This is a genomic window from Halomonas sp. PBN3 (genome assembly GCF_000475415.1).
Taxonomy (GTDB): domain Bacteria; phylum Pseudomonadota; class Gammaproteobacteria; order Pseudomonadales; family Halomonadaceae; genus Halomonas; species Halomonas shengliensis.
The window spans coordinates 111,422-136,024 of the sequence record NZ_AXCA01000157.1; the positions used below are offsets into that span (position 1 = coordinate 111,422).

Sequence of the window (24,603 nt, forward strand, 5' to 3'; positions counted from 1 at the left end):
CCCGCTGACAGGAACGCATGCGTGTTTCCAGTAGCTACTGACTTATTGATAGCCCATCCTGATCCGGGTTGTCGACCATCGATTTGTAACAGCGCGTTCAAGCGCCTGTCATCGTCCACATTCATCCTATTGCCGCCGCGGTACCCGACATGACTTCGACCCAAGCCCCTTCTCCCCTCGACCTCCTGGTGACCTGCCCACGCGGCCTCGAGGAGCTGCTGGCCGAGGAGCTGGAGGCCCTCGGCGCTACCCCCGGCAAGCGCACCGTGGGGGCGGTGAGCGCCGCTGGCGATGTCGCCACCGCCTACCGCCTCTGCCTCTGGTCACGCCTGGCCAACCGGGTGATCCTGTGTCTCGCCCGGGAGGAGGGCGCCGCCACCCCCGAGGCGCTGCGCCTCGCCGCCGCAGCCCTGCCCTGGGAACAGCACCTGGCCGAGGGCAGCACCCTGGCGGTGGACTTCCATGGTCGCAGCGACGAGATCCGCCATACCCGCTTCGGCGCCCAGACGGTCAAGGACGGCGTGGTGGAGCGCCTGCAGGCCCGCGGGCAGGCGCGCCCGTCGGTGGACATCAAGGCCCCCGACCTGCGCCTCTACGCCCACCTGCACCGCGGTCGCCTCGTCCTGGGCATCGACCTCGCCGGGGAGAGCCTGCACCGGCGCGGCTACCGGCGCGACGTGGGCCACGCCCCGCTCAAGGAGAACCTCGCCGCGGCGCTGCTGGTGCGCTCGGGCTGGCCGGCGCTGGCGCGTCAGGGGGCACCGCTGGTGGATCCGCTGTGCGGCGCCGGCACCCTGCTGATCGAGGCCGCCATGATGGCTGCCGATATCGCCCCGGGCCTGGCCAGGGAGCGCTTCGGCTTCCACGGTTGGGCCGCCCATGACGAGGCCGCCTGGCGCGAGCTCAGGCGCGAGGCCGAGGCGCGGGCCGGCATCGGCCGCCGGCGCTGCCGCTCGCGCCTGTTCGGCTTCGACCAGAGCCCGGCGGCCCTCGCCGCGGCCAAGGCCAACGCCATGCGCGCCGGCATCCCGGCGCTGATCACGCTGCGTGGGGCGGGCCTGGCCGAGCTCGAGCGTCCCGCGGGGCTCGAGGAGGCGCCTGCGGGGCTGGTGATCACCAACCCGCCCTACGGTGAGCGCCTGGGCGAGCTGCCGGAGCTGGTCACGCTCTACGCGCGACTGGGTGAACGGGTACGCGCCGCCTTCCCCGGCTGGGCCCTGGCGGTGTTCACCGCCAACCCGGACCTGGGGCATCGCATCGGCCTGCGTGCCCACAAGCAGTATGCGCTGCGCAACGGTCCCCTGGAGGCGAAGCTGTTGCTGATGGCGGTGCCCGAGGGCGGCGATGACGCCGAGGTTGCCTCCGTCCCGACGCGCTCAGAGGGGGCACAGATGTTCGCCAACCGCCTGGAGAAGAACCGCAAGCGGCTGAGGAAGTGGCTCAAGAAGAGCGGCGAGCGCTGCTACCGGCTCTACGACGCCGACATGCCGGAGTACGCGGTGGCGGTGGACGTCTATGGCGACCGGGTGCACGTCCAGGAGTATGCGGCGCCGAAGTCGGTGGACGCCGCCCAGGCCCAGAAGCGGCTTCACGAGGCGCTGGCGGTGATTCCCGAGGTGCTCGAGGTGGACCCCGCCCGGGTGGTGGTCAAGCGTCGCCAGCGCCAGAGCGGACGCGACCAGTACCAGAAACAGGCCGCCACCGGCGAGCGCTTCGAGGTCCGCGAGGGGCCCGCCAGGCTGTGGGTCAACCTGCGCGACTACCTGGACACCGGGCTCTTCCTCGATCACCGGCCGGTGCGTCGGATGCTCGGCGAGATGGCCGCGGGCAGGCGCTTCCTCAACCTCTTCTGCTACACCGGGGCGGCCACCGTTCAGGCGGCCCTGGGCGGGGCCAGCGAGAGCGTCAGCGTCGACCTCTCCAACACCTACCTGCAGTGGGCCCGGGACAACTTCGCCCTGAACCGCCTCGACCCCGGCCGGCACCGGGTGATACGCGACGACTGCCTGCGCTGGCTGCAGGGCGCGCGCGCCGAGTTCGACCTGATCTTCATGGACCCGCCGACCTTCTCCAACTCCAAGAAGATGGCGGACACCCTCGATATCCAGCGTGACCATGGCCGCCTGGTGCGCCTGGCCATGGCCCGCCTGGCACCGGGCGGCACCCTGGTGTTCTCCAACAACCAGCGCCGCTTCACCCTGGACGGTGACCTGGCGGAGCACTACGCGGTGGAGGAGATCTCGGCGCGGACCTTCGACCCGGATTTCTCGCGCAACCCCGACCTGCACCACGTCTTCCTGATCCGCCACCGGGAATCCCGGAGAGGGGGCGACGCATGATCCGGCTGACCCTCTACACCACCCTGGGTTGCCACCTCTGCACCCAGCTGGAGGCGTTGTTGACGCGGCTCTGCCACGCGCCGGTCACCCTCGAGCGGGTCGAGATCAGCGAGGACGAGCGGCTGATGGCGCGCTACGGGGTGCGCATCCCGGTGCTTGCCGATGGCGAGGGCGACGAGCTCGATCGTGGCTTCGAGCCCGAGCGGCTCAGAGCCTGGCTGGCGGCCCGGGGCTGGCTGGATGAGGCGGCCTGGAGGTTACTCGCGCGGGAGCTTGCCGGCGAGGCCGAGCCCCGCGTGGCGCGGCCGGCGACGCTGCGCGGCGGCAGGCGCTATCTGGGATAGCCCGGCGTCGTCAGGAGCGGGATGAGCGTCGCTTCGCTCCTGGAAACTTACGTCTCGAGGAGCGAGAGCTGGCTGACCGCCTCGCGCCCCTCCGGGGTGTGATCCTCCTCCTCCAGCACCTTGCGAAAGCCCCGCGAGGCCTGGATGGTGGCCTCGTCGGCCAGCCACATCAGCGCCTGGTCGCGATCGTCGGCCAGCTGGTGTCGCAGGCCGCCGAACTGGGTGCCGATCTGCCCCCAGGCACGACTGAAGATCCAGTCGCCGAACATGTCTTGGTGGATGTGCACCAGCACATAGTCATGGTCGGTTTCCCAGCGAATGATCATCGAAGCTCCCGCGCTGCTGCGTGCCGGCCTGGGCGGCGAAGTGGTAAGGTGGTGGCCTATTGTAATGGCTTACCGGAGGCGGACAACGTGCCATGAGGATCCTCGTCGACGCCAACGTGCCCGCCGCCGACGCCTGCCTCGCTCCGCTGGGAGAGGTAGTGCGCCGTCCGGGGCGCGAGATCGCCCCCGCCGACCTGTGCGACGTCGATGCCCTGGTGGTGCGCTCCATCACCCGGGTCGATGCCGCGCTGCTGGCCGAGGCACGGCGGCTGCGCTTCGTGGGTACCTGCACCATCGGTACCGACCATGTGGATACCGCGCTGCTGGCCGAGTGTGGCATCGGCTTCGCCAGTGCCCCGGGCTGCAACGCCGAGGCGGTGGTTGACTATGTGCTGGTCAGCCTCTCGACCCTCGCCGAGCGCCAGGGCTGGCGGCTGGCGGAGCGCCGGGTGGGGGTGGTGGGCGCCGGCAACGTGGGCGGACGCCTGCTCGCGCGCCTCTCAGCCATGGGCATCGACTGGCTGGCCTGTGACCCGCCGCGGGTCGAGGCCGGCGACGTCCCGCCCGAGCAGGCCGCGCGCTTCGTCTCCCTCGATGCCCTGATCGAGACCTGTGACGTGCTCTGCCTGCACACCCCGCTGGTGCGCGAGGGCCCCCATGCCACCCATCACCTGCTGGATGCCCAGCGCGTCGCCGCCCTGGCGCCGGGGACGGTGCTGCTCAACGCCGGGCGGGGCGACTGCGTGGCGGGTGACGCCCTGCGTGCGCGCCTGGCGGGGCAGGCCGATATCGCCGCGGTGCTCGACGTCTGGGAGCGGGAGCCCGCCATCGACGCCGCCCTGCGCGACCTCGCCGAGATCGCTACCCCCCATGTCGCCGGCCACAGCCTGGACGGCAAGCTGCGCGGCACCCATCAGATCACCCGTGCACTCTGCCAGGCCTTCGGCCTGCCGTGCCGGGTCACCCTCGACGACCTGCTGCCGGCGCCGCCGCTGGCCCGCCTGGTGCTGGGGCCGGGGCTCGGCCCCGAGGAGGCCCTGCGCCTGGCCCTGCGCGCGGTCTATGACCCGCGTCGCGACCACGACGCCCTGCGCCGCGAGCATCGTGCCCGGGGCATGGCCGCCGGCTTCGACGCCTGCCGCGCCGACTATCCCCTGCGCCGGGAGTTCGCCACCCTCGAGGTGGTCCTGCCGACGGCGGAGCGCGAGACGGCGCGGTGGCTCGCCGGGGCGGGGGCCCGGGTCACCACCGCCTAGCCTCACCGTAGACGTGCCAACGCAACGGGCCCGCCAAAAGGCGGGCCCGTTGCGTGGCGGTGTTGCCTCGGTATCACTCGCGGCAGGCGGCTTCCTTGAGCGCGCGAACCCGACCTTACTCGCGGTAGGCGGCTTCCTTCAGCGCGCGGATGCGGTCGTCCAGAGGGGGGTGGCTGGCGAACAGCTTCTCCATCAGCGAGCGGGTCTGGCCCTTGGTGATGGCCATGGCGCGCAGGGTGTCCGGCATCTGGTCGGGCAGCTCGGTCTCGGCCTTGAGCCGCGCCAGGGCGTTGATCATGGCCCCGGAGCCGGCGAGCCTGGCGCCGGCGGCGTCGGCGCGGTACTCGCGGAAGCGCGAGAACCAGGCGACGATGGCCGAGGCGACGATGCCGAAGACGATCTCGGCGACGATCACCACCGCGAAGTAGCCCATGAAGCCGAGCCCCGCGCCGTCGTCGCTGCGGGCGCGCAGGAACTGGTCCACCAGGTGCGCCACCACCCGGGCGAAGAACATCACGAAGGTGTTCACCACCCCCTGGATCAGCGCCAGGGTGACCATGTCGCCGTTGGCCACGTGGCCGATCTCGTGGGCCAGCACCGCGCGCACCTCCTCGGGGCGCATGCGGTTGAGCAGCCCGGCGGAGACCGCCACCAAGGCGTCGTCCTTGTTCCAGCCGGTGGCGAAGGCGTTGGACTGCTGGGCGGGGAAGATGCCCACCTCGGGCGTCTTGATGCCGGCCTTGCGGGAGAGCTCCTCCACGGTGTCGAGCAGCCACTTCTCGGTGGCGTTGCTCGGCGTCTCGATGATCACGGTGCCGGTGCTGCGCTTGGCCATCCACTTGGAGAGGAACAGCGAGATCATCGAGCCGGCCATGCCGAAGATGAAGCAGAAGATCAGCAGGCTCTGGAAGTTGATCCCCTGGTCGCTGAGATAACTCTCCACGCCCAGCAGGCGCAGGGTGATGCTCGCCACCAGCAGTACCGCCAGGTTGGTGGCCAGGAAGAGCAGGATTCGCATCATGGTGGGGGTCTCCAATGGTTATCGGGGGAAAGGGGGCCGGAGTGAGGTGCCGCGCCGAGGCGCGGCGTTCAGAAGCATTAGCTTAGATACGGCCGGGGCCCGTGGGTTTCAAGCGCCGGGTGCCCTGGCCGGCGCCGCTACTGCCGGTAGCGTGACAGGAAGCGGGCGAAGCGGTCCAGGGCGTCGCCGAGCTGGTCGGCCCAGGGCAGGGTGACGATGCGCACATGGTCGGGTTCCGGCCAGTTGAAGGCGGTGCCCTGGACCAGCAGGATCTTCTCCTGCAGCAGCAGGTCGAGCACCATGCGCTGGTCGTCCTGGATGTTGAACACCTTGGGGTCCAGGCGCGGGAAGGCGTAGAGCGCCCCCTTCGGCTTGACGCAGCTGACGCCGGGGATGGCGTTGAGCTTTTCAAAGGTGATGTCGCGCTGGGCCAGCAGGCGCCCGCCCGGCAGGATCAGGTCGTTGATCGACTGGTAGCCGCCGAGCGCCGTCTGGATGGCATGCTGCGCCGGCACATTGGCGCACAGGCGCATCGAGGCGAGCATGGTCAGCCCCTGGATAAAGTCGGCGGCGCGCTGCTTGGCGATGCTGCCGGAGAGGGTCAGCCAGCCGGAGCGGAAGCCGGCGCAGCGGTAGCTCTTGGAGAGGCCGTTCAGGGTCACCACCAGCTGGTCATCGCCGGCCAGGGCGCCGGTGGCCACGTGCTCGACCTCGTCGTAGAGGATCTTGTCGTAGATCTCGTCGGAGAACACCACCAGGTCGTGCTGGCGGGCGATCTCCAGCAGCTCGCGCAGCACCGCCGGCGGATAGACGGCGCCGGTGGGGTTGTTGGGGTTGATGATCACGATGGCCCGGGTGTGGGCGGTGACCTTGGCGCGGATGTCGTCCAGGTCCGGCGCCCAGTCGGCCTGCTCGTCGCAGAGGTAGTGGACGGCGTGGCCCCCGGCGAGGTTGGCGGCGGCGGTCCACAGCGGGTAGTCCGGCGCCGGGATCAGCACCTCGTCGCCGTCGTTGAGCAGCGCCTGCAGGGCCATCATGATCAGCTCGGAGACGCCGTTGCCGATGTAGATGTCCTCGATGCCGACCCCGGGGATCTCCTTGCGCTGGCACTCCTGCATGATCGCCTTGCGCGCCGAGTAGAGCCCCTTGGAGTCGCAGTAGCCCTGGGCGGTGGGCAGGTTGCGCATCACGTCCTGGAGGATCTCCTCGGGGGCCTCGAAGCCGAACGGAGCGGGGTTGCCGATGTTGAGCTTGAGGATGCGCTGGCCCTCCTCCTCGAGGCGCTTGGCATGGTCGAGGACCGGGCCGCGGATGTCGTAGCAGACGTTGTGCAGCTTGTGCGATTTCCGGATCGGGGCGGTGTCCATGTCGGTCGGTGTCCAGTGTCCAGGGTGGTTACCAGGGCTGTCATGCGATCGGGGCTGATCCGGCGACGGGTCTTGGTGCATTCCCTTCGACCCGTCCCCGGCGCCCCGCCACCCAGGTGATCAGTGATTGGAAGATTATGCGGTGTGGCCGGCGTCGGCGTCACCCTCGCCGGAGGGTGGCGCCTCCACGGGCTCCGGCGGGATGTCCGCCGGGGTCTCCAGGGTCAGGCGGCCGAGCTTGCCGTCGCGCAGCTCGTGGAGCAGCACCTCGGCGCCGCGGTGCAGGTCCACCTCGCCGCCGGGGCGCAGGCCGCCGCGCCGGCTGGCGACCTCGGCCAGGATCGCATGGCCGTCGAAGCCGGCCACGGCCAGCAGGTCGACCCTGTCGGGGCCGTCGGCCTCGACCCGCTCGGCCTCGGGGTTGGGGGTGTAGGCCGGCAGTGCCTTGAGCCGGTAGCGGGCGGTGAGTGCCTCGGGGTAGCGGCGGGCCAGCTCGGCGGCGGCCACCACTGCCACGTCGACGTAGTCGATGGCGGTGTCGCGGATGGCGCCGCTGGCGGCCAGGCGATAGGCGCTGGCCTGGTCCTCGATCTTGGGCCACAGCACCCCGGGGGTGTCGATCAGCGCCACGCGGTTGCCGATGCGCACCTTCTGCTGGCGCTTGGTCACCGCCGGCTCGTTGCCGGTCCTGGCGATCGCCTTGCCGGCCAGGCCGTTGATCAGGGTCGACTTGCCGACGTTGGGGATGCCCATCACCATCACCCGCACGTCGCGGTCGGCGCGGACCTGGCCGGCCAGCTCGTGGCATAGCTTCGGGATGCGCTTGAGCTCCCGGGCCTGGGTGGTGGTCACGGCCAGCGCGCGCATGTCGGGCTGGGCGTCGAAGTGGGCGACCCACTCCCGGGTGCGCTCGGGGTCGGCAAGGTCAGCGCGGGAGAGGATCTTGAGCACCGGCTTGTGGCGGGTGAGCTCGGCGAGCATGGGGTTGGCGCTGGAGTAGGGGAGGCGGGCATCGAGGACCTCGATCACCACGTCGATCTCCGGCAGCGCCTCGGTGATCTGGCGCCGCGCCTTGTGCATGTGTCCCGGGTACCAGCCGAGCATGGGCGGCCTCTCTTGGTCTGCCTTGGAAAACGGCCGCCCATCTTAGCAGATGCACGGCCGCGGCAGGATGTGACGCAAGGCTACTCCCCGGCGTGGAAGTCCAGCGCCACCGAGTTGATGCAGTAGCGCAGGCCGGTGGTGTCGGCGGGGCCGTCGGGGAAGACATGGCCGAGGTGCGCGCTGCAGCGGGCGCAGGTCACCTCGGTACGCCGCATGCCGTGGGAGGTGTCCGGATGCTCCTCGATGCAGGTCGGCGTCATGGGGCGGTCGAAGCTGGGCCAGCCGCAGCCGGCCTCGAACTTGTGCTCGTTCTCGAACAGCGGGGCGTTGCAGCAGACGCAGTGGTAGATGCCGTGCTCCTCGCTGACCCGCCAGTCGCCGCTGAAGGGGGGCTCGGTGCCCTGCTCGCGGGTGACGCGGTACTGCTCGGGCGTCAGCTGCTCACGCCATTCGGCGTCGCTCTTCTCGATTTTCCAGGGCATGGCGGGTCTCCTCGTCGTTGGGGGATGAGGTCATTGTGGCACGCCAGAGACACGGCGGGGGAGTCCCCGGCGCTCGGCGGTCACGCCGCCTCGACGCAGGCGCCCCCGGCGTGGTGGGGGCGCATGGGGCAGGGCGATGACGAGGGGCGGGCTCAGACGTTGAAGCGGAAGTGGATGACGTCGCCGTCCTGGACCACGTACTCCTTGCCCTCCAGGCGCCACTTGCCGGCGTCCTTGGCGCCCTGCTCGCCGCCCAGGGTGACGAAGTCATCGAAGGCGATCACCTCGGCACGGATGAAGCCCTTCTGGAAGTCGGTGTGGATCACCCCCGCGGCCTCGGGAGCGGTGGCGCCCACCTTCACCGTCCAGGCCCGCACCTCCTTAACCCCGGCGGTGAAGTAGGTCTGCAGGCCGAGCAGGGCGTAGCCGGCGCGGATCACGCGGTCGAGCCCCGGCTCCTCCATGCCCATCTCGTCGAGGAACATGGCGCGCTCCTCGTCGTCGAGCTCGGCGATCTCGGCCTCGATCTGGTTGCACACCGGCACCACCACGGCGCCCTCCTCGGCGGCGATCTCCCTGACCACCTCGAGGTAGGGGTTGTCGTCGAAGCCGTCCTCGTTGACGTTGGCGATGTACATGGTGGGCTTGAGCGTCAGGAAGCCGAAGCTCTTGAGCTGCTTCTTCTCGTCGTCGTCGAGGCCGAAGCTGCGCAGCGGCTGGCCCTCGGCGAGGTGGGGCTGGATGCGGTCGAGGATCGCCTTGGTGGCGATGGCCTCCTTGTCGCCCCCCTTGACCACGCGCACCAGGCGCTGGATGGCACGCTCCACGGTGTCGAGGTCGGCCAGGGCCAGCTCCAGGTTGATGGTCTCGATGTCGGCGCGCGGGTCGACCTGATTGGCTACGTGGATGACGTTGTCGTTGTCGAAGCAGCGCACCACGTGGGCGATGGCCTGGGTCTCGCGGATGTTGGCCAGGAACTGGTTGCCGAGCCCCTCACCCTTGGAGGCGCCCGCCACCAGGCCGGCGATGTCGACGAACTCCATGGTGGTGGGCACCACCTTCTCCGGCTTGACGATCTCGGCCAGCTTGTCGAGGCGTGGGTCCGGCATCGGCACGATGCCGACGTTGGGCTCGATGGTGCAGAAGGGGAAGTTCTCGGCGTCGATGCCGGACTTGGTCAGGGCATTGAAGAGGGTCGACTTGCCGACGTTGGGCAGGCCGACGATACCGCAGTTGAAACCCATGGGATCGTCCTGGAAAGCGTGTTCGCGAGTGGAAAGTGGCGAGTATTCTACGAGATAACAGCGGTAAGCTCTAAGCTTTAAGCTGTAAGAAAACCCCGGGCGTGAGTCTTTGCCGCCACATACTGGCTTACGGCTTACGGCTTACGGCTTACGGCTTACGGCTTACGGCTTACGGCCGGCTTCTCCGCCTCAGGCGGAGAAGCTGTGCAGCCGGTTCATGGCCTTGGCCCACTGGCCGTCGAGGGCGTCGGGGAGGGTGGCCAGGCACTCGTCGATGGCGGCCTCGATGGCGGCGTGCTCGGCCTTGCCGGGGCGACCCAGCACGTAGTTCGTCACCTGGCGCGAGTCACCGGGGTGGCCGATGCCGATGCGCAGGCGATGGAAGCCGCGCTCGTTGCCCAGGGCGCTGACGATGTCGCGCAGGCCGTTGTGGCCGCCGTGGCCGCCGCCGCTCTTGTAGCGTGCGGTGCCGGGGGCGATATCCAGCTCGTCGTGGGCGACCAGCAGCTCGTCCGCGGCGATCTTGTAGAACTGGCACAGCGCGGCCACGGCGCCGCCGCTGCGGTTCATGAAGGTGGTGGGGTTGAGCAGGTGCAGGTCATGGCCCTCGAACTGCACCCGCGCGTGAAGCCCCAGGAACTTGCGGTCGGCACGCAGCGCGGCGCCGGCGCGGCGGGCCACCGCCTCCACCAGCCAGGCGCCAGCGTTGTGGCGGGTGGCTTCGTAGTCGGCGCCGGGGTTGCCCAGCCCGACGATCGCTCTGACCTGTCCCATGCGTCTTGCCTCCAAAAAAAATCAAGCGCCGGGGCGCTTGATCGACAGGGGGAGGGCCGCGCCAGGCGCGGCCCCTGAGCGGGTGAGGATCACTCCTCGCCCTGCTCGCCCTCGGCGGCCTCGCCTTCGTCTTCCTCGGCGCGCACCTTGGGCTTGGTGATGCTCAGCACCGCCTGGTCATGGTCCTCGCCGTGGCTCAGCTCGACCAGGGTCACGCCGGCCGGCAGCGTCAGGTCGGAGAGGTGCAGGGTGCTGCCCAGCTCGACGGCGGTGATGTCCACCTCGAGGTAGTCGGGCAGGTCCTTGGGCAGGCAGCTGATCTGGACCTCGTTGGCCAGCACGTGCAGCTCGCCACCCTCGTCCTTGATGCCCTTGCACTTCTCCTCGCCCACCACGTGCAGCGGCACGTTGAGGGTGATCTCGTGGGTGGCGTCCACGCGCAGGAAGTCGGCGTGGGTGACCAGCGGCTTGTAGGGGTGACGCTGCAGGTCACGCACCACCACCTGCTCGCTCTTGCCGTCGATCACCAGGTTGATAACCGAGGAGAAGAAGGACTCCTGCTCGATCGCCTTGTAGAAGGCGGACTTCTCGACGGCGACCGGCTGCGGCTCGCGCTCACCGCCGTAGACGATGGCGGGAACCTGCTCGTTCGCACGACGCAGGCGGCGGCTCGCACCTTTCCCCAGGTCGTTGCGAACGCTGGCGTTAAGGGTAAAGTCAGACATGGAATTGCCTCTCGTTTGAAGTAGGGAAACGCCAGGGTCCGCGACCAGAGCCCTGACGCTTCCGGGTGCCCCGAAGGGCGCTTTCCGGCGCCTGTTGCCGAGGTTGCCCTCAGTGGAGCTCTCTCAGTGGAACATGGCGCTGACGGATTCCTCGTTGCTCACCCGACGGATCGCCTCGGCGATCAGCCCGGCCACGCTGAGCTGGCGGATCTTGCCGCTGCGGCGTGCGGTGTCGGAGAGCGGGATGGTGTCGGTGACCACTACCTCGTCCAGCACCGAGCCGGTGATGTTGTCCACCGCCGGACCGGAGAGGATGGGGTGGGTGGCGTAGGCCACCACGCGATGGGCGCCGTGATCCTTGAGCGCCTCGCCGGCCTTGCACAGGGTGCCGGCGGTATCGATCATATCGTCGACCACCACGCAGTTGCGGCCCTCGATCTCGCCGATGATGTGCATCACCTGGGCCTGGTTGGCCGAGGGGCGACGCTTGTCGATGATGGCGAGGTCGGCGTTGAGCTGCTTGGCGATGGCCCGGGCGCGAACCACGCCGCCCACGTCGGGGGAGACCACCACCAGGTTCTCGTAGTTCTGGCGCTCGATGTCGTCGAGCAGGATCGGCGAGCCGTAGACGTTGTCCACCGGCACGTCGAAGAAGCCCTGGATCTGGTCGGCATGCAGGTCCATGGTCATCACCCGGTCGACGCCGGCCTTGACCATCATGTCGGCGACGATCTTGGCCGAGATCGGCACCCGGGCGGAGCGCACGCGACGGTCCTGACGGGCGTAGCCGAAGTAGGGCACCACCGCGGTGATCCGTGACGCAGAGGCCCGGCGCAGGGCGTCTATCATCAGGATCAGCTCCATCAGGTTGTCGTTGGTCGGCGCACAGGTGGACTGCAGCACGAAGACGTCCTTGCCGCGCACGTTCTCGTTGATCTCGACCGCGATCTCGCCGTCGCTGAACTGGCCGACCGTGGCGTTGCCCTGGTAGGTGTCCAGACTCTCGGCGATCTTACGGGCGAGTTCGGGATTGGCGTTCCCGGCGAAAACCATCAAATTTGACACGCGCAGCCACCTATGCAGTGTTGGGTCGACAGGGTTCGGATCGGGGAGGATCAACGATCCAGAACGTCATGAAGAGGAGAGCGGTTCAGGCCACGCGCCTTGAAGGCCTGCCAGCGCTCGCCGATCGCGGCGAGCAGCCGATCGGCCTGCTCCTCCGTCGCCAGACGGGCGAAGACGCAGGCACCGGTGCCGGTGAGCATGCTCGGCGCGCGCTCGGAGAGCCAGTCCAGCGCCGCGGCCACCGGCGGGTAGAGCGCTCGTACCGTGGCCTCGCAGTCGTTGCGCCAGCTGGACGCCCCCCCCTGCAGTGCGCGCGCCATGGTAATCGGGGGGGTGTGACGTGTCAATTCGGGGGCCCGGAACACCGCGGGGGTGGCGACCTCGATGCCGGGGTGCACCACCACGAACCAGGGGGTGTCGAGGGTCACCGGGGTGAGCCGTTCGCCGATCCCCTCGGCCCAGGCGGCGTGGCCATGCACGAAGACCGGTACGTCGGCCCCCAGGGCGAGGCCCAGCGCGGCTAGGCGCTCCAGCGACAGTCCCAGTCCCCAGAGGGCATCGAGGCCCAGCAGGGTGGTGGCGGCATCGGAGCTGCCGCCGCCCAGGCCGCCGCCCATGGGCAGGCGCTTTTCCAGGTGGATGTCGGCGCCCATCGGGCAGCCACTCTCGGCCTGGAGGCGGCGCGCGGCGCGCACGATCAGGTTCTTCTCGGGCGCCACCCCGGCGATCCCCGGGGTCAGGCGGATCTCGCCGTCGTCGCGGGGCGCCAGGTGCAGGGTGTCGCCGTGGTCGAGGAACTGGAACAGCGTCTGCAGCTCGTGGTAGCCATCGGCGCGTCGCCCGGTGATGTGCAGCATGCGGTTGAGCTTGGCCGGCGCCGGCAGGGTCAGGCGCGAGGCGGGCAGGGCATCACTCATCGTCGCCGGGACGCCATTCGTTGACCACCAGGGTGACGCGCAGCTCGCCGTAGGTCATCACCAGCCGACGCGGCAGCCACAGCCCCTCGCCGCGGGTCCAGTCGCGGTAGGCGATCTCCCAGCCATCCTGCTCGAGGCGCGCGGGGAAGCCCAGTTCGTCCCTCTCCAGGCGGTGGGCGCTCGCCTCGCCGGGCAGGCCGCGCACCCAGCGGGAGAGGGCGCCCAGCGGCAGCGACCAGCCCAGTTGTGCCTCCATCAGCGCCTCGGGGGTCTCGGCCTCGAAGCGTCCCTCGGCGTTGGTCAGCGAGAAGCGCCCCTCGCGTCCCTCCAGGGTGGTGCGACCGCCGCCGAAGGGGCCGCTGATCAGCAGGCGGTAGTAGTGGGGGTACTGGCTCCAGTCGAGGGTGGCGCTGGTGGAGTCCTGCGGGGTGCGCAGCCCGACCTTGCCGGCCAGCTGCCAGGTCTCCAGGGCCTCGACGCGCTCGATCTGGGCCTGCCACTGGCCGGCGGCGCGTTCCCCTTCGGGCAGTGGCGCCTGGCGGGCACAGCCGGCGGCCAGGGCCAGCAGCAGCAGGGCGGCGATAAGGCGTAGCGGTCGTGGGTGTCGCATGGGGTTCCTTGAATGGCGGGCAGGCGTGATCAGTCGGCGGCAGGCGCGGGGGTGAGTCCCGGCTCTCGCTCGAGCAGCTCCTCGATCAGCGGGCGCTCGTCGAAGCGCTCCAGGGCCTCGCCGACCAGCTCGCGGGCCGCCTCTTGGCGCCCCAGCACCCACAGCACCTCGGCGAGATGGGCGGCGATCTCCTGGTCGGGCATCGCCGCGTAGGCACGCTCGAGCCAGGGTAGGGCGGCCATGGGGTCGCCCTGTCGATAGCGCACCCAGCCCAGGCTGTCGAGGATGGCGGGGTTGTCGGGGTCGAGCTCGTGGGCCCGCTCGATCAGCTCGCGGGCCTCATCCAGGCGCGCGGCGGGCCCCTGGTCGGCCAGGGTGTAGCCCAGGGCGTTGAGGGCCATGGCGTTGTCGGGGTTTCGCTCGATGATGCGCCCCAGGTCGCGCTCCATGCCCTCGAGGTCACCGGCCTCGAAGGCGCGCATGCCGCGCAGGTAGAGCAGCGCCTCGTCATTGGGGGTGCGCGCGAGCTCGCGGTCGAGCAGGGCGTCGGCGGCCGCCTCCTGTCCCTCGCGGTCGAGCAGTTCCACCTCCAGGCCGACCAGGTCGTCGAAGCGGTCGTCGTGGCGCAGGCGCTCGGCGCGCAGGAAGTCGCGGGCGTCGTCGAGGCGGTCCTCCTCGATCAGCGCCTCGGCGGCGCGCAGGCGGCTGAGCAGGAAGGCCTCGTCGTCACGCACCTGGCGGTAATAGAGGAGGGCGTTGTCGGCCTCGCCCTCGTCTCGGGCGATGTCACCCAGCAGCAGGAAGGCGCCGGCCGGGGCATCGGGCTCCTCCACCAGGGGCAGCAGCAGGCGGCGCGCCGGTTCGGGGTAGCCCTCGTCGAGGTAGAGCCGGGCCAGGCCGATGGCCAGGCTGGCGTCGCCGGTGTGCTCCGCGAGCAGGGCGTCGGTGCGCGCCTCGGCGGCCGCCACGTTACCAAGGCGCAGCTCGCTCTGGGCCAGCAGCAGGATGAAACGCGCATCGCCGGGGGAGACCTCGAGGCCGCGGGCGGCGGCGGCACGGGCGGCGCGCGGGTCGTCGGCCTCCTGGGTCAGGCGGGCCCGGGTCAGCCACAGCGCGGGAAGTTCGGGGGCACGGTCGCCCAGGCGGTCGAGGCGGCGCTCGGCGGCCTCGGTATCGCCGACGGCGACCTCGAGCAGGGCGGTGGCGAGCTCGGCATCGTGACGACGGGCGTCGCTCGGCGCCTCGCGCAGGTGGTCGCGCAGCAGGGCCAACAGCGGGGCGGGGTCGGCCTCGGCGGCCAGTGCCGACTCCACCAGCGAGGTGATCTCGCTGTCGCCGCCCTCGCGCACCAGGGCCAGGCGCTGGCGCAGCGCCTCGGGCCAGTCGCCGCGCTGCACGGCGAGCCCGGCCAGCAGCCGCGCCGGGGCAGGGCTGTCGGGGGAGAGCGCCTGCCACTCCCGGGCGGCGCGGTTGAGCAGCTCGCGCTGGTCGCCGAAGCTGGCGGCCAGGGCCGCCCGCTCGGCCAGGCCGGGATCGCCGTAGCGCTCGCTGGCCGCCAGGTAGCCCTCGGCGGCGCGACGGTAGTCGCCACGCTGGCCGGCGAGCTCCGCGGTGAGCAGCCCCGCCAGCCCCTCGGCGTCGAGGCCGCGGGTGATGGGCGGGGCGCCCTCCAGCGGGTCCGCCATCGCCGGCGTCCCCGCCGCATCATGGGAGAGCGCCTGGCAACCGGCCAGCAGCAGGGCCAGCGAGGGGGCCGCCAGGCGCAGTAACGGGGAGGAGAAGGGGGCGCGGGCCATGGGGGTCTCGGCTTGCGGGGCGTGGCCCCAGCATAACGGCTCGGCCGGCGCGGGCAAAGGCACCGCGGGGGAGAGCCCTTGCCGGCAGGGCTGTGATAGAATCCTGGCGCTCGGCCTGGAGGCCGAATCGCCGCACACACCACGTTCAAGATGCCCGACGCATGACGCTGCTTGCCCTTGGAATCAACCATCGCACCGCCACCGTAGAGGTGCGTGAACAGGTGGCCTTCGACCCCGCCGAGCTCGACGCCGCGCTGGGCGAGCTGCGTAGCCTGCCCGAGGTCAGGGAGGCGGCCGTGCTCTCCACCTGCAACCGCACCGAGCTTTACTGCGTGACCGAGCCCGAGGGCGAGACGGTGGTGCTGGACTGGCTGGGCCGCTTCCACGGCCTGCCGGTGGAGGACCTCTCGCGCTGCGCCTACCACTACCTGGACCACGAGGCCGCGCGCCACCTGATGCGGGTGGCGGTGGGGCTCGACTCGATGGTGCTGGGTGAGCCGCAGATCCTGGGCCAGCTCAAGGATGCCTACCAGGCCAGCCGCGAGGCCCGTGGCCTGGGCAAGGAGCTCGAGTGCCTCTTCCAGCACACCTTCGCGGTGGCCAAGCAGGTGCGCACCGAGACCGGCATCGGCCGCAACCCGGTATCGGTGGCCTACGCCGCGGTGAGCCTGGCCAGCCGCATCTTCGAGGACTTCGGCCGCGCCCGAGCGCTGCTGATCGGCGCCGGCGAGACCATCGAGCTGGTCGCCCGCCACCTGGTGGAGGCGGGGGTGCGCCAGCTGACCGTGGCCAACCGCACCCGCGAGCGCGGCGAACAGCTGGCCGCGCCCCTGGGGGGCCAGGCGATCACCCTGGACGCCATCCCCGACGCCCTGGCGGAGGCCGACATCGTCATCTCCTCCACCGCCGCCCCGCTGCCGATCCTCGGCAAGGGCATGGTGGAGCGGGCGCTGAAGAAGCGCCGCTACCGGCCGATCTTCATGGTCGACATCGCCGTGCCCCGGGACATCGAGCCCGAGGTGGGGCAACTGGCCGACATCTTCCTCTACACGGTCGACGACCTGCAGGAGGTGATCGCGGAGAACCGCCGTCACCGCCAGGTGGCCGCCGACCAGGCCGAGTCGCTGATCGAGCACGGCGTGGGCGCCTGGCTCCACGACCGGCGCATCCGCAGCGGCGGAGAGCTGATCCACGACTACCGTTCCCGCGCCGAGAGCCTGCGCGACCACTCCCTGGAGCAGGCCCTGGCGCGGCTTGGCCGCGGCGAGGAGCCCGAGGCGGTGGTGCGGCGCCTGGCCCACCAGCTGACCAACCGGCTGCTGCACGGCCCCACCGTGGCCCTGCGCGAGGCGGCCTCCGCCGAGCGTCACGACCTGCTCCAGGCGGCGACCGACCTGCTGCTCGACGCGACCCCCGACAAGACCCGATAGGACCATCCATGAAAGCTTCCCTGCGTGCGCGTCTCGACGCCTTCGGCGAGCGCTTCGAGGAGCTCGCCGCCCTGCTGGCGGAGCCCGAGGTGATCGGCGACCAGTCCCGCTTCCGCGACTACTCCCGCGAATACGCCGAGCTCGAGGCGCTGGTGGAGGCGTGGCGCGACTACCGCGCCGTGGAGGGCGACCTCGAGGCCGCCGAACAGCTCGCCTCCGACAGCGACCCCGAGATGCGCGAGCTGGCCGAGCTGGAGCTCGCCGAGGGGCGCGACAAGCGCGACGCCCTGGAGGCGCGCCTCAAGCGCCTGCTGGTGCCCAAGGACCCCGACGACGGCCGCAGCGTCTTCCTCGAGGTGCGCGCCGGCACCGGCGGCGACGAGGCGGCGCTGTTCGCCGGCGACCTCTTCCGCATGTACTCCCGCTACGCCGAGAAGCACGGCTGGAAAGTGGAGGTGATCAGCGCCAGCCACGGCGAGCAGGGCGGCTACAAGGAGATCATCGCGCGCATCAAGGGTGAGGGGGCCTACGCCCGGCTCAAGTTCGAGTCCGGCGCACACCGCGTGCAGCGCGTGCCGGCCACCGAGTCCCAGGGGCGCATCCACACCTCCGCCTGCACCGTGGCGGTGATGCCCGAGGTGGAGGCGGTGGGCGACATCGACCTCGACCCGAACGACCTGCGCGTGGACACCTTCCGCTCCAGCGGCGCCGGTGGCCAGCACGTCAACACCACCGACTCCGCCATCCGCATCACCCACCTGCCCAGCGGCGTGGCGGTGGAGTGCCAGGAGGAGCGCAGCCAGCACAAGAACCGCGCCAAGGCGATGTCGCTGCTGGCCGCCCGGCTCAAGCAGCACGCCGTGGACAGCCAGCGCCAGCAGCAGGCCGATACCCGGCGCTCGCTGGTGGGCTCCGGCGATCGCAGCGAGCGTATCCGCACCTACAACTTCCCCCAGGGGCGGGTCACCGACCACCGCATCAACCTCACCCTCTACAAGCTCGCCGAGGTGATCGGCGGCGAGCAGCTCGACGAGGTGATCGAGCCGCTGATCCACGAGTACCAGGCCGAGCAGCTCGCCGCCCTCCAGCAGGAGGCCTGAGGTGTCGACGACGGCCGTGACCCTCGATGCCCTGCTGGTCGAGGCCGCGACGCGCCTGGTCGCCGCCGGCTCGCCCTCGGCGCGCCTCGACGCCGAGGTGCTGCTATGCCATGTGCTGGGGGTCGAGCGCACCTGGCTCTACACCTGGGGCGACCGCCCGGCCGAGGCGGCGGCGGCGCGGCGCTTCCGCGAGCTGGTGGCACGCCGCGAGGCCGGGGAGCCGGTGGCCTACCTGACCGGCGAGCGGGAGTTCTGGGGGCTCGCCCTGGCCACCGACCCCAGTACCCTGATCCCGCGGCCCGACACCGAGACCCTGGTGGAGGCGGCGCTGGCCCTGGCGCCGGCGACCCGGGGACGGCTTCTCGACCTGGGCAGCGGCAGCGGCGCCATCGCCCTGGCCTTCGCCAGCGAGCGCCCCGGCTGGCGGGTGCTGGGGTTGGAGCTGCAGCCGGAGGCGGTGGCCCTGGCGCGACACAATGCCGCACGCCACGCCCTGACCAACGCCGAGTTCCGCGAGAGCGACTGGTTCTCGGCCCTGGCCGCGGGGGCGACCGCCGAGCGCTTCGACCTGATCGTCTCCAACCCTCCCTATATCGCCGCGGACGACCCGCACCTGGCCGAAGGCGACGTGCGCTTCGAGCCGCGCTCGGCGCTGGTGGCCGGCGACGCGGGCTTGGCCGACCTGCGCCACCTGGTGGCCCGGGCGCGGGAGCACCTGCGACCCGCTGGCTGGCTGCTGCTGGAGCATGGCTTTCGCCAGGCCGCGGCGGTGCGCCAGGCCCTTCTCGCGGCGGGCTACGCCGAGGTGGCCAGCCGCCGCGACCTGGGTGGCCACGAGCGCATCAGCCTGGGGCGCCAGCCAGCCTGAGTCAGACCAAGCGTTGATAGCCGCCGACGGGAGGCTGTGGTACACCTTCGGCAGAGGATTTTTCCGTTTGCCGCCGTGATCTCGGGCGATTTCCAGTGGATTTCGCTGTCACGGCGGCGCTCAAGACTCTGCCGACCGGTGCCTGCCATTACAATGAAAGCCAAGACACGCTCTCTCGACCGTATCGACCTCAAGATCCTGCGCTGCCTGCAGGAGAACGCCCGCATCTCCTACGTCGACCTCGCCGCCCAGGTGGGGCTCTCCACCACCCCCTGTCTGGAGCGGGTCAAGCGCCTGGAGCGCGCCGGGGTGATCCGCGGCTACAAGGCCGTGCTCGACCCCCGTGCGCTCAAGGCCAACCTGCTGGTGTTCGTGGAGATCAGCCTGGAGACCCAGTCCCCGGCGGTGTTCGACGAGTTCCGTCGCGCCGTGGCGCGGCTGCCCCAGATCCAGGAGTGCCACCTGGTCTCCGGCCAGTTCGACTACATCCTCAAGTGCCGCATCCCCGAGATGGCCGCCTACCGCCAGCTGCTCGGCGACGTGGTGCTGACCCTGCCCGGGGTCAAGGAGTCCAAGAGCTATGTGGTGATGGAGGAGGTCAAGGAGGCGTTCTCCCTGCACGTGCCCGACATCGAGGAGTTCGACAGCAAGTGAATCCCCCCATGCACGACCGCGACCTGCTGCGCTACAGCCGCCAGATCATGCTGGAGGCCATCGACATCGAGGGGCAGGAGCGCCTGCTGGCCGGCCACGCCCTGGTGGTCGGCGCCGGCGGGCTCGGCTCGCCGGTGGCCCTCTATCTCGCCGCCGCCGGGGTGGGGCGCCTGACCCTGGCCGATGCCGACGAGGTCGAGCTCTCCAACCTGCAGCGCCAGATCGCCCATGGCGAGGCGGACCTGGGGCGCAACAAGGCCGAGTCGGCCCGCGAGGCGGCCCAAGCGCTCAACCCGGGGTGTCGCATCGAGGCGCGCACGACCCACCTGGAGGGGCAGGCCATGACGGCGGCGGTAGCCGCGGCCGACGTGGTGCTCGACTGCACCGACCGTTTCTCCAGCCGCTACGCCATCAACGCCGCCTGCCGCGCGGCCGGGGTGCCGCTGGTCTCCGGGGCGGCGATCCGCTTCTCCGGCCAGCTGGCGGTGTTCGATCCCCGTGATTCCGAGGGACCCTGCTACGCCTGCCTCTACCCTCCGGACGGCCAGGGCGACGCCGCGCTCTCCTGCGCGGAGAGCGGCGTGGTGGCGCCGCTGGTGGGGCTGATCGGCAGCTTCCAGGCGCTGGAGGCGATCAAGCTGCTGGCCGGCGCTGGGACCCCGCATCGGGGGCTCGCCACCTTCGATGGGCTCAGCGGCGAGTGGCGCCGCTTCACGGTGCCCCGCGACCCGCGCTGCCCCGTCTGTGGCGAGGCGTAGTGCTCGTGTTTTCTTGACGACGGGGCCCTGGCGGGGTGTCTGGCATGCCTCGGAATATTCCCGGGGGCGGCGTGAAATGGCGAGAAAGCGGGGTAGGCGGGTGGCGGTGGCTCGGTAAGCGTTGTTATTGAATACTTGACATCGATGCGGCGTCTGGTGTCAAACTGAGGTCACCACGACGGCCATCACGCCAACAACAACCATTCGCCACGGCGCACCGCGCCCAGCCTCGGGGAGCCCGCATGATCGACCCTCTCGACCCACCGACCTCCTGGTATCGCGCCTCCATCGCCGTGGACCCGGGCGACTGCTCCCCCCTCGAGGGCGAGGTGCGCGCCGATGTCTGCGTGGTGGGGGGCGGGATCACCGGCTGCTCGGCGGCGCTGGAGCTGGCCGAGCGTGGCTACTCGGTGGTGTTGCTGGAGGCCGGCGAGATCGGCCATGGCGCCTCGGGGCGCAGCGGTGGCCAGATCCTGCCGGGGCTGGGCACCGACATGGCCACCGTGGAGACGGCCCTGGGGCGCGAGGCGGCCCGTGACATCTGGGCGCTGAGCCGCGAGGCCGTGCGCCTCACCGCCGAGCGCGTCGAACGCCACGCCATTCCCTGCGACCTGCAGTGGGGCTACCTGCATGCCGCGGTCAAGCCGCGCCACGTGCGCGAGCTGGCCGAGCATCGCGAGCGCATGGCCCGGGACTACGACTACCACGACCTCGAGATGCTCGAGGGCGACGCCCTGCGCGAGCGGGTGGTCACCGACGCCTACCCGGCAGCCCTCCACGAGGCCGGTGCCGGCCACCTGCATCCGCTCAACTACACCCTGGGGCTGGCCCGCGCCGCCGGCGAGGCCGGGGTGGCCCTCCACGCCCATAGCGCCGTGGTGGCGATCGAGCATGGCGAGCCGGCCCGGGTGCGCACCGCCCGCGGCGTCGTCACCGCCGACTATGTGGTGCTGGGCACCAATGCTTACCAGTCGGGCCTGGTGCCGGCGCTTTCCGGGCGGGTGATGAAGGCGGCCAACTACATGATCGCCACCGCCCCCTTGAGCGAGGCGCAAGCAGCTGAGGTGTTGCCCCACAACGACGCCCTGTCGGATGCCAACTTCGTGCTCGACTACTACCGCCTCTCCGGCGATCGCCGTCTCATCTACGGCGGCGAGGTGAGCTACGACGGTCGCGAGCCCAAGGGCATCCAGGCGCGCATGGATGCCAAGATCGCCCGGCTCTTCCCGGTGCTCGCGGGCATCCCCATCGAGTATCGCTGGGGCGGCGACGTGGCCATCACCCTGAACCGGGCCCCCGACTTCGGTCGCCTGGGCCGCAACGTCTACTACGCCCAGGGCTACTCCGGCCACGGCATGGCCCTGGCGGGGCTGGCGGGGCGGCTGATGGCCGAGGCGATCGCCGGCCAGGCCGAACGCTTCGACGCCTTCGCCGCCATGCCCCACCGGCGTTTCCCCGGCGGCACCCTGCTGCGCACCCCGCTGCTGGTGCTGGCGACCACCTTCTACAAGCTGCGCGACCGGTTGTGACCGGCCGGCGGATCGATAACAAGACCACCGAGGGCAAGCCCATGACCGACACCCTGACCCTGGACAGCGCCGAGGCCTCGCGAGCCGCGGACGGCGCGACCGCCGAGCCGGCCCGCGAGGCGTCCTCCATCGAGATGCAGGGGCTGCACAAGCGCTTCGGTCGCGACACCGTGGCCCTGGCTGGCGTCGACCTGACCATCGAGGCCGGCGAGTTCTTCACCCTGCTGGGCCCCTCCGGCTGCGGCAAGACCACCCTGCTGCGCATCCTTGCCGGCCTCGAGGAGGCCGACGACGGCCGGCTGTCCATCGGCGGGCGCGACGTCACCGAGGTGCCGCCCCACAAGCGCAGCGTCAATACCGTGTTCCAGTCCTACGCGCTCTTCCCCCACCTCTCGGTACGCGAGAACCTCGCCTTCGGCCTCAAGATGCTGGGCATCGCCCCCCGGGAGCGCGAGGCGCGGGTGGCCAGGATCGCCGAGTTCATCCAGCTGGGCGACCTGGTGGACCGGCGCGTCGACCAGCTCTCCGGCGGCCAGCGCCAGCGCATCGCCCTGGCCCGGGCGCTGGTCAACGAGCCTGACGTGCTGCTGCTCGACGAGCCGCTCTCGGCGCTGGACGCCGGCCTGCGCAGCCAGCTGCAGGTGGAGCTGCTGCGGGTACAGAAGCGCCTGGGCATGACCTTCGTCTTCGTCACCCACGACCAGGACGAGGCGATGGTGATGTCGGATCGCATCGCCGTGCTCAACGGCGGGGTGATCCAGCAGGTGGGGCCGCCCCGGGAGGTCTACGAGCATCCGGCTAACGCCTTCGTGGCCCGCTTCATGGGCCATGCCAACCTCTATCCGGTCAGCGCCCGCGACGGCGACCGCCTGACCACCCCTCTCGGCGTGCTCACCGCCGAGGGAGCGGGGCAGGGCGAGCTGCTGCTGATCCGCCCCGAGACCCTCGACCTGCTGCCCGGCGACCAGCCCGGAGAGAACCGCCTGCCGGCCACCGTCGGCGAGCGGCTCTACCGCGGCAGCCACGCCGAGTATCGGCTGGAGGTGGGCGAGAGCACCCTGCAGGCCACGGTCAACAACCGCGGCCGGCGTCTTCCCGAGGTCGGCGACCGGGTCACCGTGACGGTGGCGCCGGAAGACCTGGTCACCCTGAGCGAATGAGGAGCCTCCCATGTCCTACGCCGGCGTGACCCCGACGGCCCGCAGCCGGGCCATGGTGCGCGAGAGCCGCCACCTGCTGTTCACTGTGGCACCGGGGGCGACCTGGATCGTCATCTTCCTGGTGCTGCCCAGCGCCTACCTGATGGGCGTGGCCTTCATGACCAATGGCCCCTACGGCCTGCCGGAGATGCCGCTGTCGCTTGCGTCGTTCGAGCGCCTGGCGGGCTTCGGCTTCCTGGGCTGGAGCCCGGGCAACCTCTACACCCTGCTGCGCTCGCTGTGGCAGACCCTGGTCTCCACCGGCCTGGTGGTGCTGGTGGCCTATCCCATCGCCTACTACATCAGCACCTGCCGCGAGAAATGGCGGCCGATCATGCTGCTGCTGGTGGTGGTGCCCAGCTGGACCAATCAGGTGATCCGCACCTTCGGCTGGATGAACCTGCTGGCGCCGGGGACCCCGCTCTCCGGCCTGGCCGAGGGGCTGGGGCTGATTCCGCCCAACATGGGGCTCTACCCCTCCAACTTCGCGGTCACCCTAGGGCTGGTCTACAACTTCCTGCCCTTCATGGTGCTGCCGCTCTACGCCGCCTTCGAGAAGCTCGACACCGCCCAGGTGGAGGCCGCCCAGGACCTCTATGCCTCGCCGGTGCGCGCCTTCTGGCACGCGGTCTTCCCCCAGACCCTGCCGGGGCTCTTGGCCGGCATCGTGCTGGTGGCGATCCCCGCCTTCGGCATGTACGTGATCCCAGAGCTGCTCGGCGGCGGCAAGGGCATGATGCTCGGCAACCTGGTGGCCAACCAGTTCTCCGGCGGGGCCAACTGGCCGCTGGGGGCGGCCGGCGCGATCCTGATGCTGATCGCCACCTTCGTGGGGCTGTTCGCCATGCGTCGCATCGGCAAGCGCCTGGGTGGCGGCGAGGAGGTGGTGATATGAGAAAGCGCACGCTCAAGCGCGGCCTGACCGGCTTCTGGTGGTTCACCCTGGCCTTCCTCTACCTGCCGCTGGCCGTGGTGGTGCTGTTCTCCTTCAACGCCTCCAACAGCGCGGCCAGCTTCACCGGCTTCTCGTGGCGCTGGTACCACCAGCTGATGGGCAACGAGCAGATCCTCTCGGCCTTCGCCAACAGCATGGTGCTGGCCATCGTCTCCTCTGTGATCGCCCTCGGCATCGGCTGCCTGATCGGCTACGGCATGTACCGCCATCGCCACCGCAAGCTGGGCTGGCTGATCGTGCTGATCTACCTGCCCATCGTGCTGCCGGACATCGTCTTCGGCATCTCGGAGATGGCCTTCTTCGTGCAGGTCCATCGCCTGACCGGGCTCTTCCAGCCGGGGCTCGGCACCATGATCATCGCCCACGTCACCTTCCAGATCCCCTTCGTGGCGCTGATCGTCTACTCGCGCTTCGTGGGGCTCGACCCGACGCTGTTCGAGGCGGCCAAGGACCTCTACGCCACCCCCGCCAAGCGGGTGATCCACTTCATGCTGCCGACCATCAAGCCGGCGCTGATCTCGGCCTTCTTCCTCTCCTTCACCCTCTCGGTGGATGACTTCGTCATCAGCTTCTTCACCGCCGGGCCCGAGAGCGCGACGCTGCCGATCTACATCTGGGGCGCGATCAAGAAGGGGGTGTCGCCGGAGATCAACGCCATCGCTACCCTGATGATCGGCGCGGTGGCCATCGCCGCCATCATCAGCCTGATGTTCAGCCGTCGCCGGCAGGCTTGAGCCGGC

General features: G+C 70.5%; 24 protein-coding genes. 12 read left to right on the plus strand and 12 right to left on the minus strand.

Features of this window, described 5'->3' with window-relative positions; genetic code table 11:
- Positions 1-149 precede the first annotated feature (149 nt).
- On the plus strand, positions 150-2,339 hold the full coding sequence (rlmKL, locus tag Q673_RS27205; RefSeq protein ID WP_031218094.1) for a bifunctional 23S rRNA (guanine(2069)-N(7))-methyltransferase RlmK/23S rRNA (guanine(2445)-N(2))-methyltransferase RlmL: 2,190 nt from the start codon (positions 150-152) through the stop codon (positions 2,337-2,339).
- The gene (locus Q673_RS27210) at positions 2,336-2,683 is read left to right on the plus strand and encodes a glutaredoxin family protein (RefSeq protein WP_023005859.1); all 348 of its coding nucleotides are present in this window, start codon (positions 2,336-2,338) and stop codon (positions 2,681-2,683) included. The genes rlmKL and Q673_RS27210 overlap by 4 nt, the downstream gene beginning before the upstream one ends.
- Positions 2,684-2,730: 47 nt before the next feature.
- Here the strand turns inward: Q673_RS27210 and Q673_RS27215 are convergent, their stop codons facing one another.
- A complete protein-coding gene (locus Q673_RS27215) occupies positions 2,731-3,009 on the minus strand; it encodes a hypothetical protein (protein WP_023005860.1) in 279 nt (92 codons plus the stop codon).
- A gap of 92 nt (positions 3,010-3,101) precedes the next feature.
- On the opposite strand from Q673_RS27215, the gene pdxB reads away from it, so the two are divergent.
- The gene (gene pdxB, locus Q673_RS27220) at positions 3,102-4,265 is read left to right on the plus strand and encodes a 4-phosphoerythronate dehydrogenase PdxB (protein WP_023005861.1); all 1,164 of its coding nucleotides are present in this window, start codon (positions 3,102-3,104) and stop codon (positions 4,263-4,265) included.
- Positions 4,266-4,380: 115 nt separating this feature from the next.
- Here the strand turns inward: pdxB and htpX are convergent, their stop codons facing one another.
- The 11 genes from htpX to Q673_RS27275 form a co-directional block, all read right to left on the minus strand.
- Positions 4,381-5,286 carry a protease HtpX gene (htpX, locus tag Q673_RS27225; RefSeq protein WP_023005862.1) on the minus strand — a complete coding sequence of 302 codons (906 nt, stop codon included), beginning with the start codon at positions 5,284-5,286 and terminating at the stop codon, positions 4,381-4,383.
- A 137-nt stretch (positions 5,287-5,423) separates the two neighbouring features.
- Complete coding sequence (locus Q673_RS27230; RefSeq protein WP_023005863.1) at positions 5,424-6,653, minus strand: pyridoxal phosphate-dependent aminotransferase; 1,230 nt, start codon at positions 6,651-6,653, stop codon at positions 5,424-5,426.
- 135 nt (positions 6,654-6,788) lie between these two features.
- Positions 6,789-7,757 carry a ribosome biogenesis GTPase YlqF gene (gene ylqF, locus Q673_RS27235; protein WP_023005864.1) on the minus strand — a complete coding sequence of 323 codons (969 nt, stop codon included), beginning with the start codon at positions 7,755-7,757 and terminating at the stop codon, positions 6,789-6,791.
- Between the two features lie 80 nt (positions 7,758-7,837).
- Complete coding sequence (msrB, locus tag Q673_RS27240) at positions 7,838-8,239, minus strand: peptide-methionine (R)-S-oxide reductase MsrB (protein WP_023005865.1); 402 nt, start codon at positions 8,237-8,239, stop codon at positions 7,838-7,840.
- A gap of 152 nt (positions 8,240-8,391) precedes the next feature.
- A complete protein-coding gene (gene ychF, locus Q673_RS27245; RefSeq protein WP_023005866.1) occupies positions 8,392-9,483 on the minus strand; it encodes a redox-regulated ATPase YchF in 1,092 nt (363 codons plus the stop codon).
- Positions 9,484-9,672: 189 nt separating this feature from the next.
- Positions 9,673-10,257 carry an aminoacyl-tRNA hydrolase gene (gene pth, locus Q673_RS27250; RefSeq protein WP_023005867.1) on the minus strand — a complete coding sequence of 195 codons (585 nt, stop codon included), beginning with the start codon at positions 10,255-10,257 and terminating at the stop codon, positions 9,673-9,675.
- An 89-nt stretch (positions 10,258-10,346) separates the two neighbouring features.
- Positions 10,347-10,982: a 50S ribosomal protein L25/general stress protein Ctc gene (locus tag Q673_RS27255; protein ID WP_023005868.1), complete on the minus strand. Its 636-nt coding sequence runs from the start codon at positions 10,980-10,982 to the stop codon at positions 10,347-10,349.
- Positions 10,983-11,105: 123 nt separating this feature from the next.
- Entirely contained in the window at positions 11,106-12,047 is a 942-nt protein-coding gene (locus Q673_RS27260; protein WP_200861406.1) for a ribose-phosphate pyrophosphokinase, read from the minus strand.
- 50 nt (positions 12,048-12,097) lie between these two features.
- A complete protein-coding gene (gene ispE, locus Q673_RS27265; protein ID WP_023005870.1) occupies positions 12,098-12,964 on the minus strand; it encodes a 4-(cytidine 5'-diphospho)-2-C-methyl-D-erythritol kinase in 867 nt (288 codons plus the stop codon).
- On the minus strand, positions 12,957-13,574 hold the full coding sequence (gene lolB, locus Q673_RS27270) for a lipoprotein insertase outer membrane protein LolB (RefSeq protein ID WP_023005871.1): 618 nt from the start codon (positions 13,572-13,574) through the stop codon (positions 12,957-12,959). Before lolB ends, ispE begins: the two co-directional genes overlap by 8 nt.
- 29 nt (positions 13,575-13,603) lie before the next feature.
- A complete protein-coding gene (locus Q673_RS27275; RefSeq protein WP_023005872.1) occupies positions 13,604-15,370 on the minus strand; it encodes a tetratricopeptide repeat protein in 1,767 nt (588 codons plus the stop codon).
- 161 nt (positions 15,371-15,531) lie between these two features.
- Between Q673_RS27275 and hemA the strand changes: the two genes are divergently transcribed.
- From hemA to Q673_RS27320, 9 genes are all read left to right on the plus strand, one after another.
- Positions 15,532-16,800 (plus strand): glutamyl-tRNA reductase, encoded by a 1,269-nt coding sequence (gene hemA / locus Q673_RS27280; RefSeq protein WP_023005873.1) that lies wholly within the window; start codon positions 15,532-15,534, stop codon positions 16,798-16,800.
- 8 nt (positions 16,801-16,808) lie between these two features.
- Positions 16,809-17,900, plus strand: coding sequence for a peptide chain release factor 1 (gene prfA / locus Q673_RS27285; protein WP_023005874.1), 1,092 nt, complete (start codon positions 16,809-16,811; stop codon positions 17,898-17,900).
- A gap of 16 nt (positions 17,901-17,916) precedes the next feature.
- Positions 17,917-18,768: a peptide chain release factor N(5)-glutamine methyltransferase gene (gene prmC, locus Q673_RS27290; protein ID WP_023005875.1), complete on the plus strand. Its 852-nt coding sequence runs from the start codon at positions 17,917-17,919 to the stop codon at positions 18,766-18,768.
- 153 nt (positions 18,769-18,921) lie between these two features.
- Positions 18,922-19,422 (plus strand): Lrp/AsnC ligand binding domain-containing protein, encoded by a 501-nt coding sequence (locus tag Q673_RS27295; protein WP_023005876.1) that lies wholly within the window; start codon positions 18,922-18,924, stop codon positions 19,420-19,422.
- A gap of 8 nt (positions 19,423-19,430) precedes the next feature.
- Positions 19,431-20,180: a HesA/MoeB/ThiF family protein gene (locus tag Q673_RS27300; protein ID WP_023005877.1), complete on the plus strand. Its 750-nt coding sequence runs from the start codon at positions 19,431-19,433 to the stop codon at positions 20,178-20,180.
- Positions 20,181-20,422: 242 nt separating this feature from the next.
- On the plus strand, positions 20,423-21,709 hold the full coding sequence (locus tag Q673_RS27305) for an NAD(P)/FAD-dependent oxidoreductase (protein ID WP_023005878.1): 1,287 nt from the start codon (positions 20,423-20,425) through the stop codon (positions 21,707-21,709).
- Between the two features lie 41 nt (positions 21,710-21,750).
- Complete coding sequence (locus Q673_RS27310) at positions 21,751-22,869, plus strand: ABC transporter ATP-binding protein (protein ID WP_031218097.1); 1,119 nt, start codon at positions 21,751-21,753, stop codon at positions 22,867-22,869.
- 10 nt (positions 22,870-22,879) lie between these two features.
- A complete protein-coding gene (locus Q673_RS27315; protein ID WP_023005880.1) occupies positions 22,880-23,803 on the plus strand; it encodes an ABC transporter permease in 924 nt (307 codons plus the stop codon).
- Entirely contained in the window at positions 23,800-24,597 is a 798-nt protein-coding gene (locus tag Q673_RS27320) for an ABC transporter permease (RefSeq protein WP_023005881.1), read from the plus strand. The genes Q673_RS27315 and Q673_RS27320 overlap by 4 nt, the downstream gene beginning before the upstream one ends.
- The last annotated feature ends 6 nt before the right edge of the window (positions 24,598-24,603 follow it).

Coding starts and splice junctions, on each gene's coding strand:
- ychF (WP_023005866.1), bottom strand. CDS start 9,483: ATGGGTTTCAACTGCGGTATCGTCGGCCTGCCCAACGTCGGCAAGTCG.
- msrB (WP_023005865.1), bottom strand. CDS start 8,239: ATGCCCTGGAAAATCGAGAAGAGCGACGCCGAATGGCGTGAGCAGCTG.
- Q673_RS27210 (WP_023005859.1), top strand. CDS start 2,336: ATGATCCGGCTGACCCTCTACACCACCCTGGGTTGCCACCTCTGCACC.
- Q673_RS27310 (WP_031218097.1), top strand. CDS start 21,751: ATGACCGACACCCTGACCCTGGACAGCGCCGAGGCCTCGCGAGCCGCG.
- Q673_RS27255 (WP_023005868.1), bottom strand. CDS start 10,982: ATGTCTGACTTTACCCTTAACGCCAGCGTTCGCAACGACCTGGGGAAA.
- htpX (WP_023005862.1), bottom strand. CDS start 5,286: ATGATGCGAATCCTGCTCTTCCTGGCCACCAACCTGGCGGTACTGCTG.
- ispE (WP_023005870.1), bottom strand. CDS start 12,964: ATGAGTGATGCCCTGCCCGCCTCGCGCCTGACCCTGCCGGCGCCGGCC.
- hemA (WP_023005873.1), top strand. CDS start 15,532: ATGACGCTGCTTGCCCTTGGAATCAACCATCGCACCGCCACCGTAGAG.
- Q673_RS27215 (WP_023005860.1), bottom strand. CDS start 3,009: ATGATCATTCGCTGGGAAACCGACCATGACTATGTGCTGGTGCACATC.
- Q673_RS27275 (WP_023005872.1), bottom strand. CDS start 15,370: ATGGCCCGCGCCCCCTTCTCCTCCCCGTTACTGCGCCTGGCGGCCCCC.
- Q673_RS27320 (WP_023005881.1), top strand. CDS start 23,800: ATGAGAAAGCGCACGCTCAAGCGCGGCCTGACCGGCTTCTGGTGGTTC.
- pth (WP_023005867.1), bottom strand. CDS start 10,257: ATGGGACAGGTCAGAGCGATCGTCGGGCTGGGCAACCCCGGCGCCGAC.
- Q673_RS27315 (WP_023005880.1), top strand. CDS start 22,880: ATGTCCTACGCCGGCGTGACCCCGACGGCCCGCAGCCGGGCCATGGTG.
- ylqF (WP_023005864.1), bottom strand. CDS start 7,757: ATGCTCGGCTGGTACCCGGGACACATGCACAAGGCGCGGCGCCAGATC.
- Q673_RS27300 (WP_023005877.1), top strand. CDS start 19,431: ATGCACGACCGCGACCTGCTGCGCTACAGCCGCCAGATCATGCTGGAG.
- Q673_RS27305 (WP_023005878.1), top strand. CDS start 20,423: ATGATCGACCCTCTCGACCCACCGACCTCCTGGTATCGCGCCTCCATC.
- pdxB (WP_023005861.1), top strand. CDS start 3,102: ATGAGGATCCTCGTCGACGCCAACGTGCCCGCCGCCGACGCCTGCCTC.
- lolB (WP_023005871.1), bottom strand. CDS start 13,574: ATGCGACACCCACGACCGCTACGCCTTATCGCCGCCCTGCTGCTGCTG.
- Q673_RS27230 (WP_023005863.1), bottom strand. CDS start 6,653: ATGGACACCGCCCCGATCCGGAAATCGCACAAGCTGCACAACGTCTGC.
- Q673_RS27295 (WP_023005876.1), top strand. CDS start 18,922: ATGAAAGCCAAGACACGCTCTCTCGACCGTATCGACCTCAAGATCCTG.
- rlmKL (WP_031218094.1), top strand. CDS start 150: ATGACTTCGACCCAAGCCCCTTCTCCCCTCGACCTCCTGGTGACCTGC.
- prfA (WP_023005874.1), top strand. CDS start 16,809: ATGAAAGCTTCCCTGCGTGCGCGTCTCGACGCCTTCGGCGAGCGCTTC.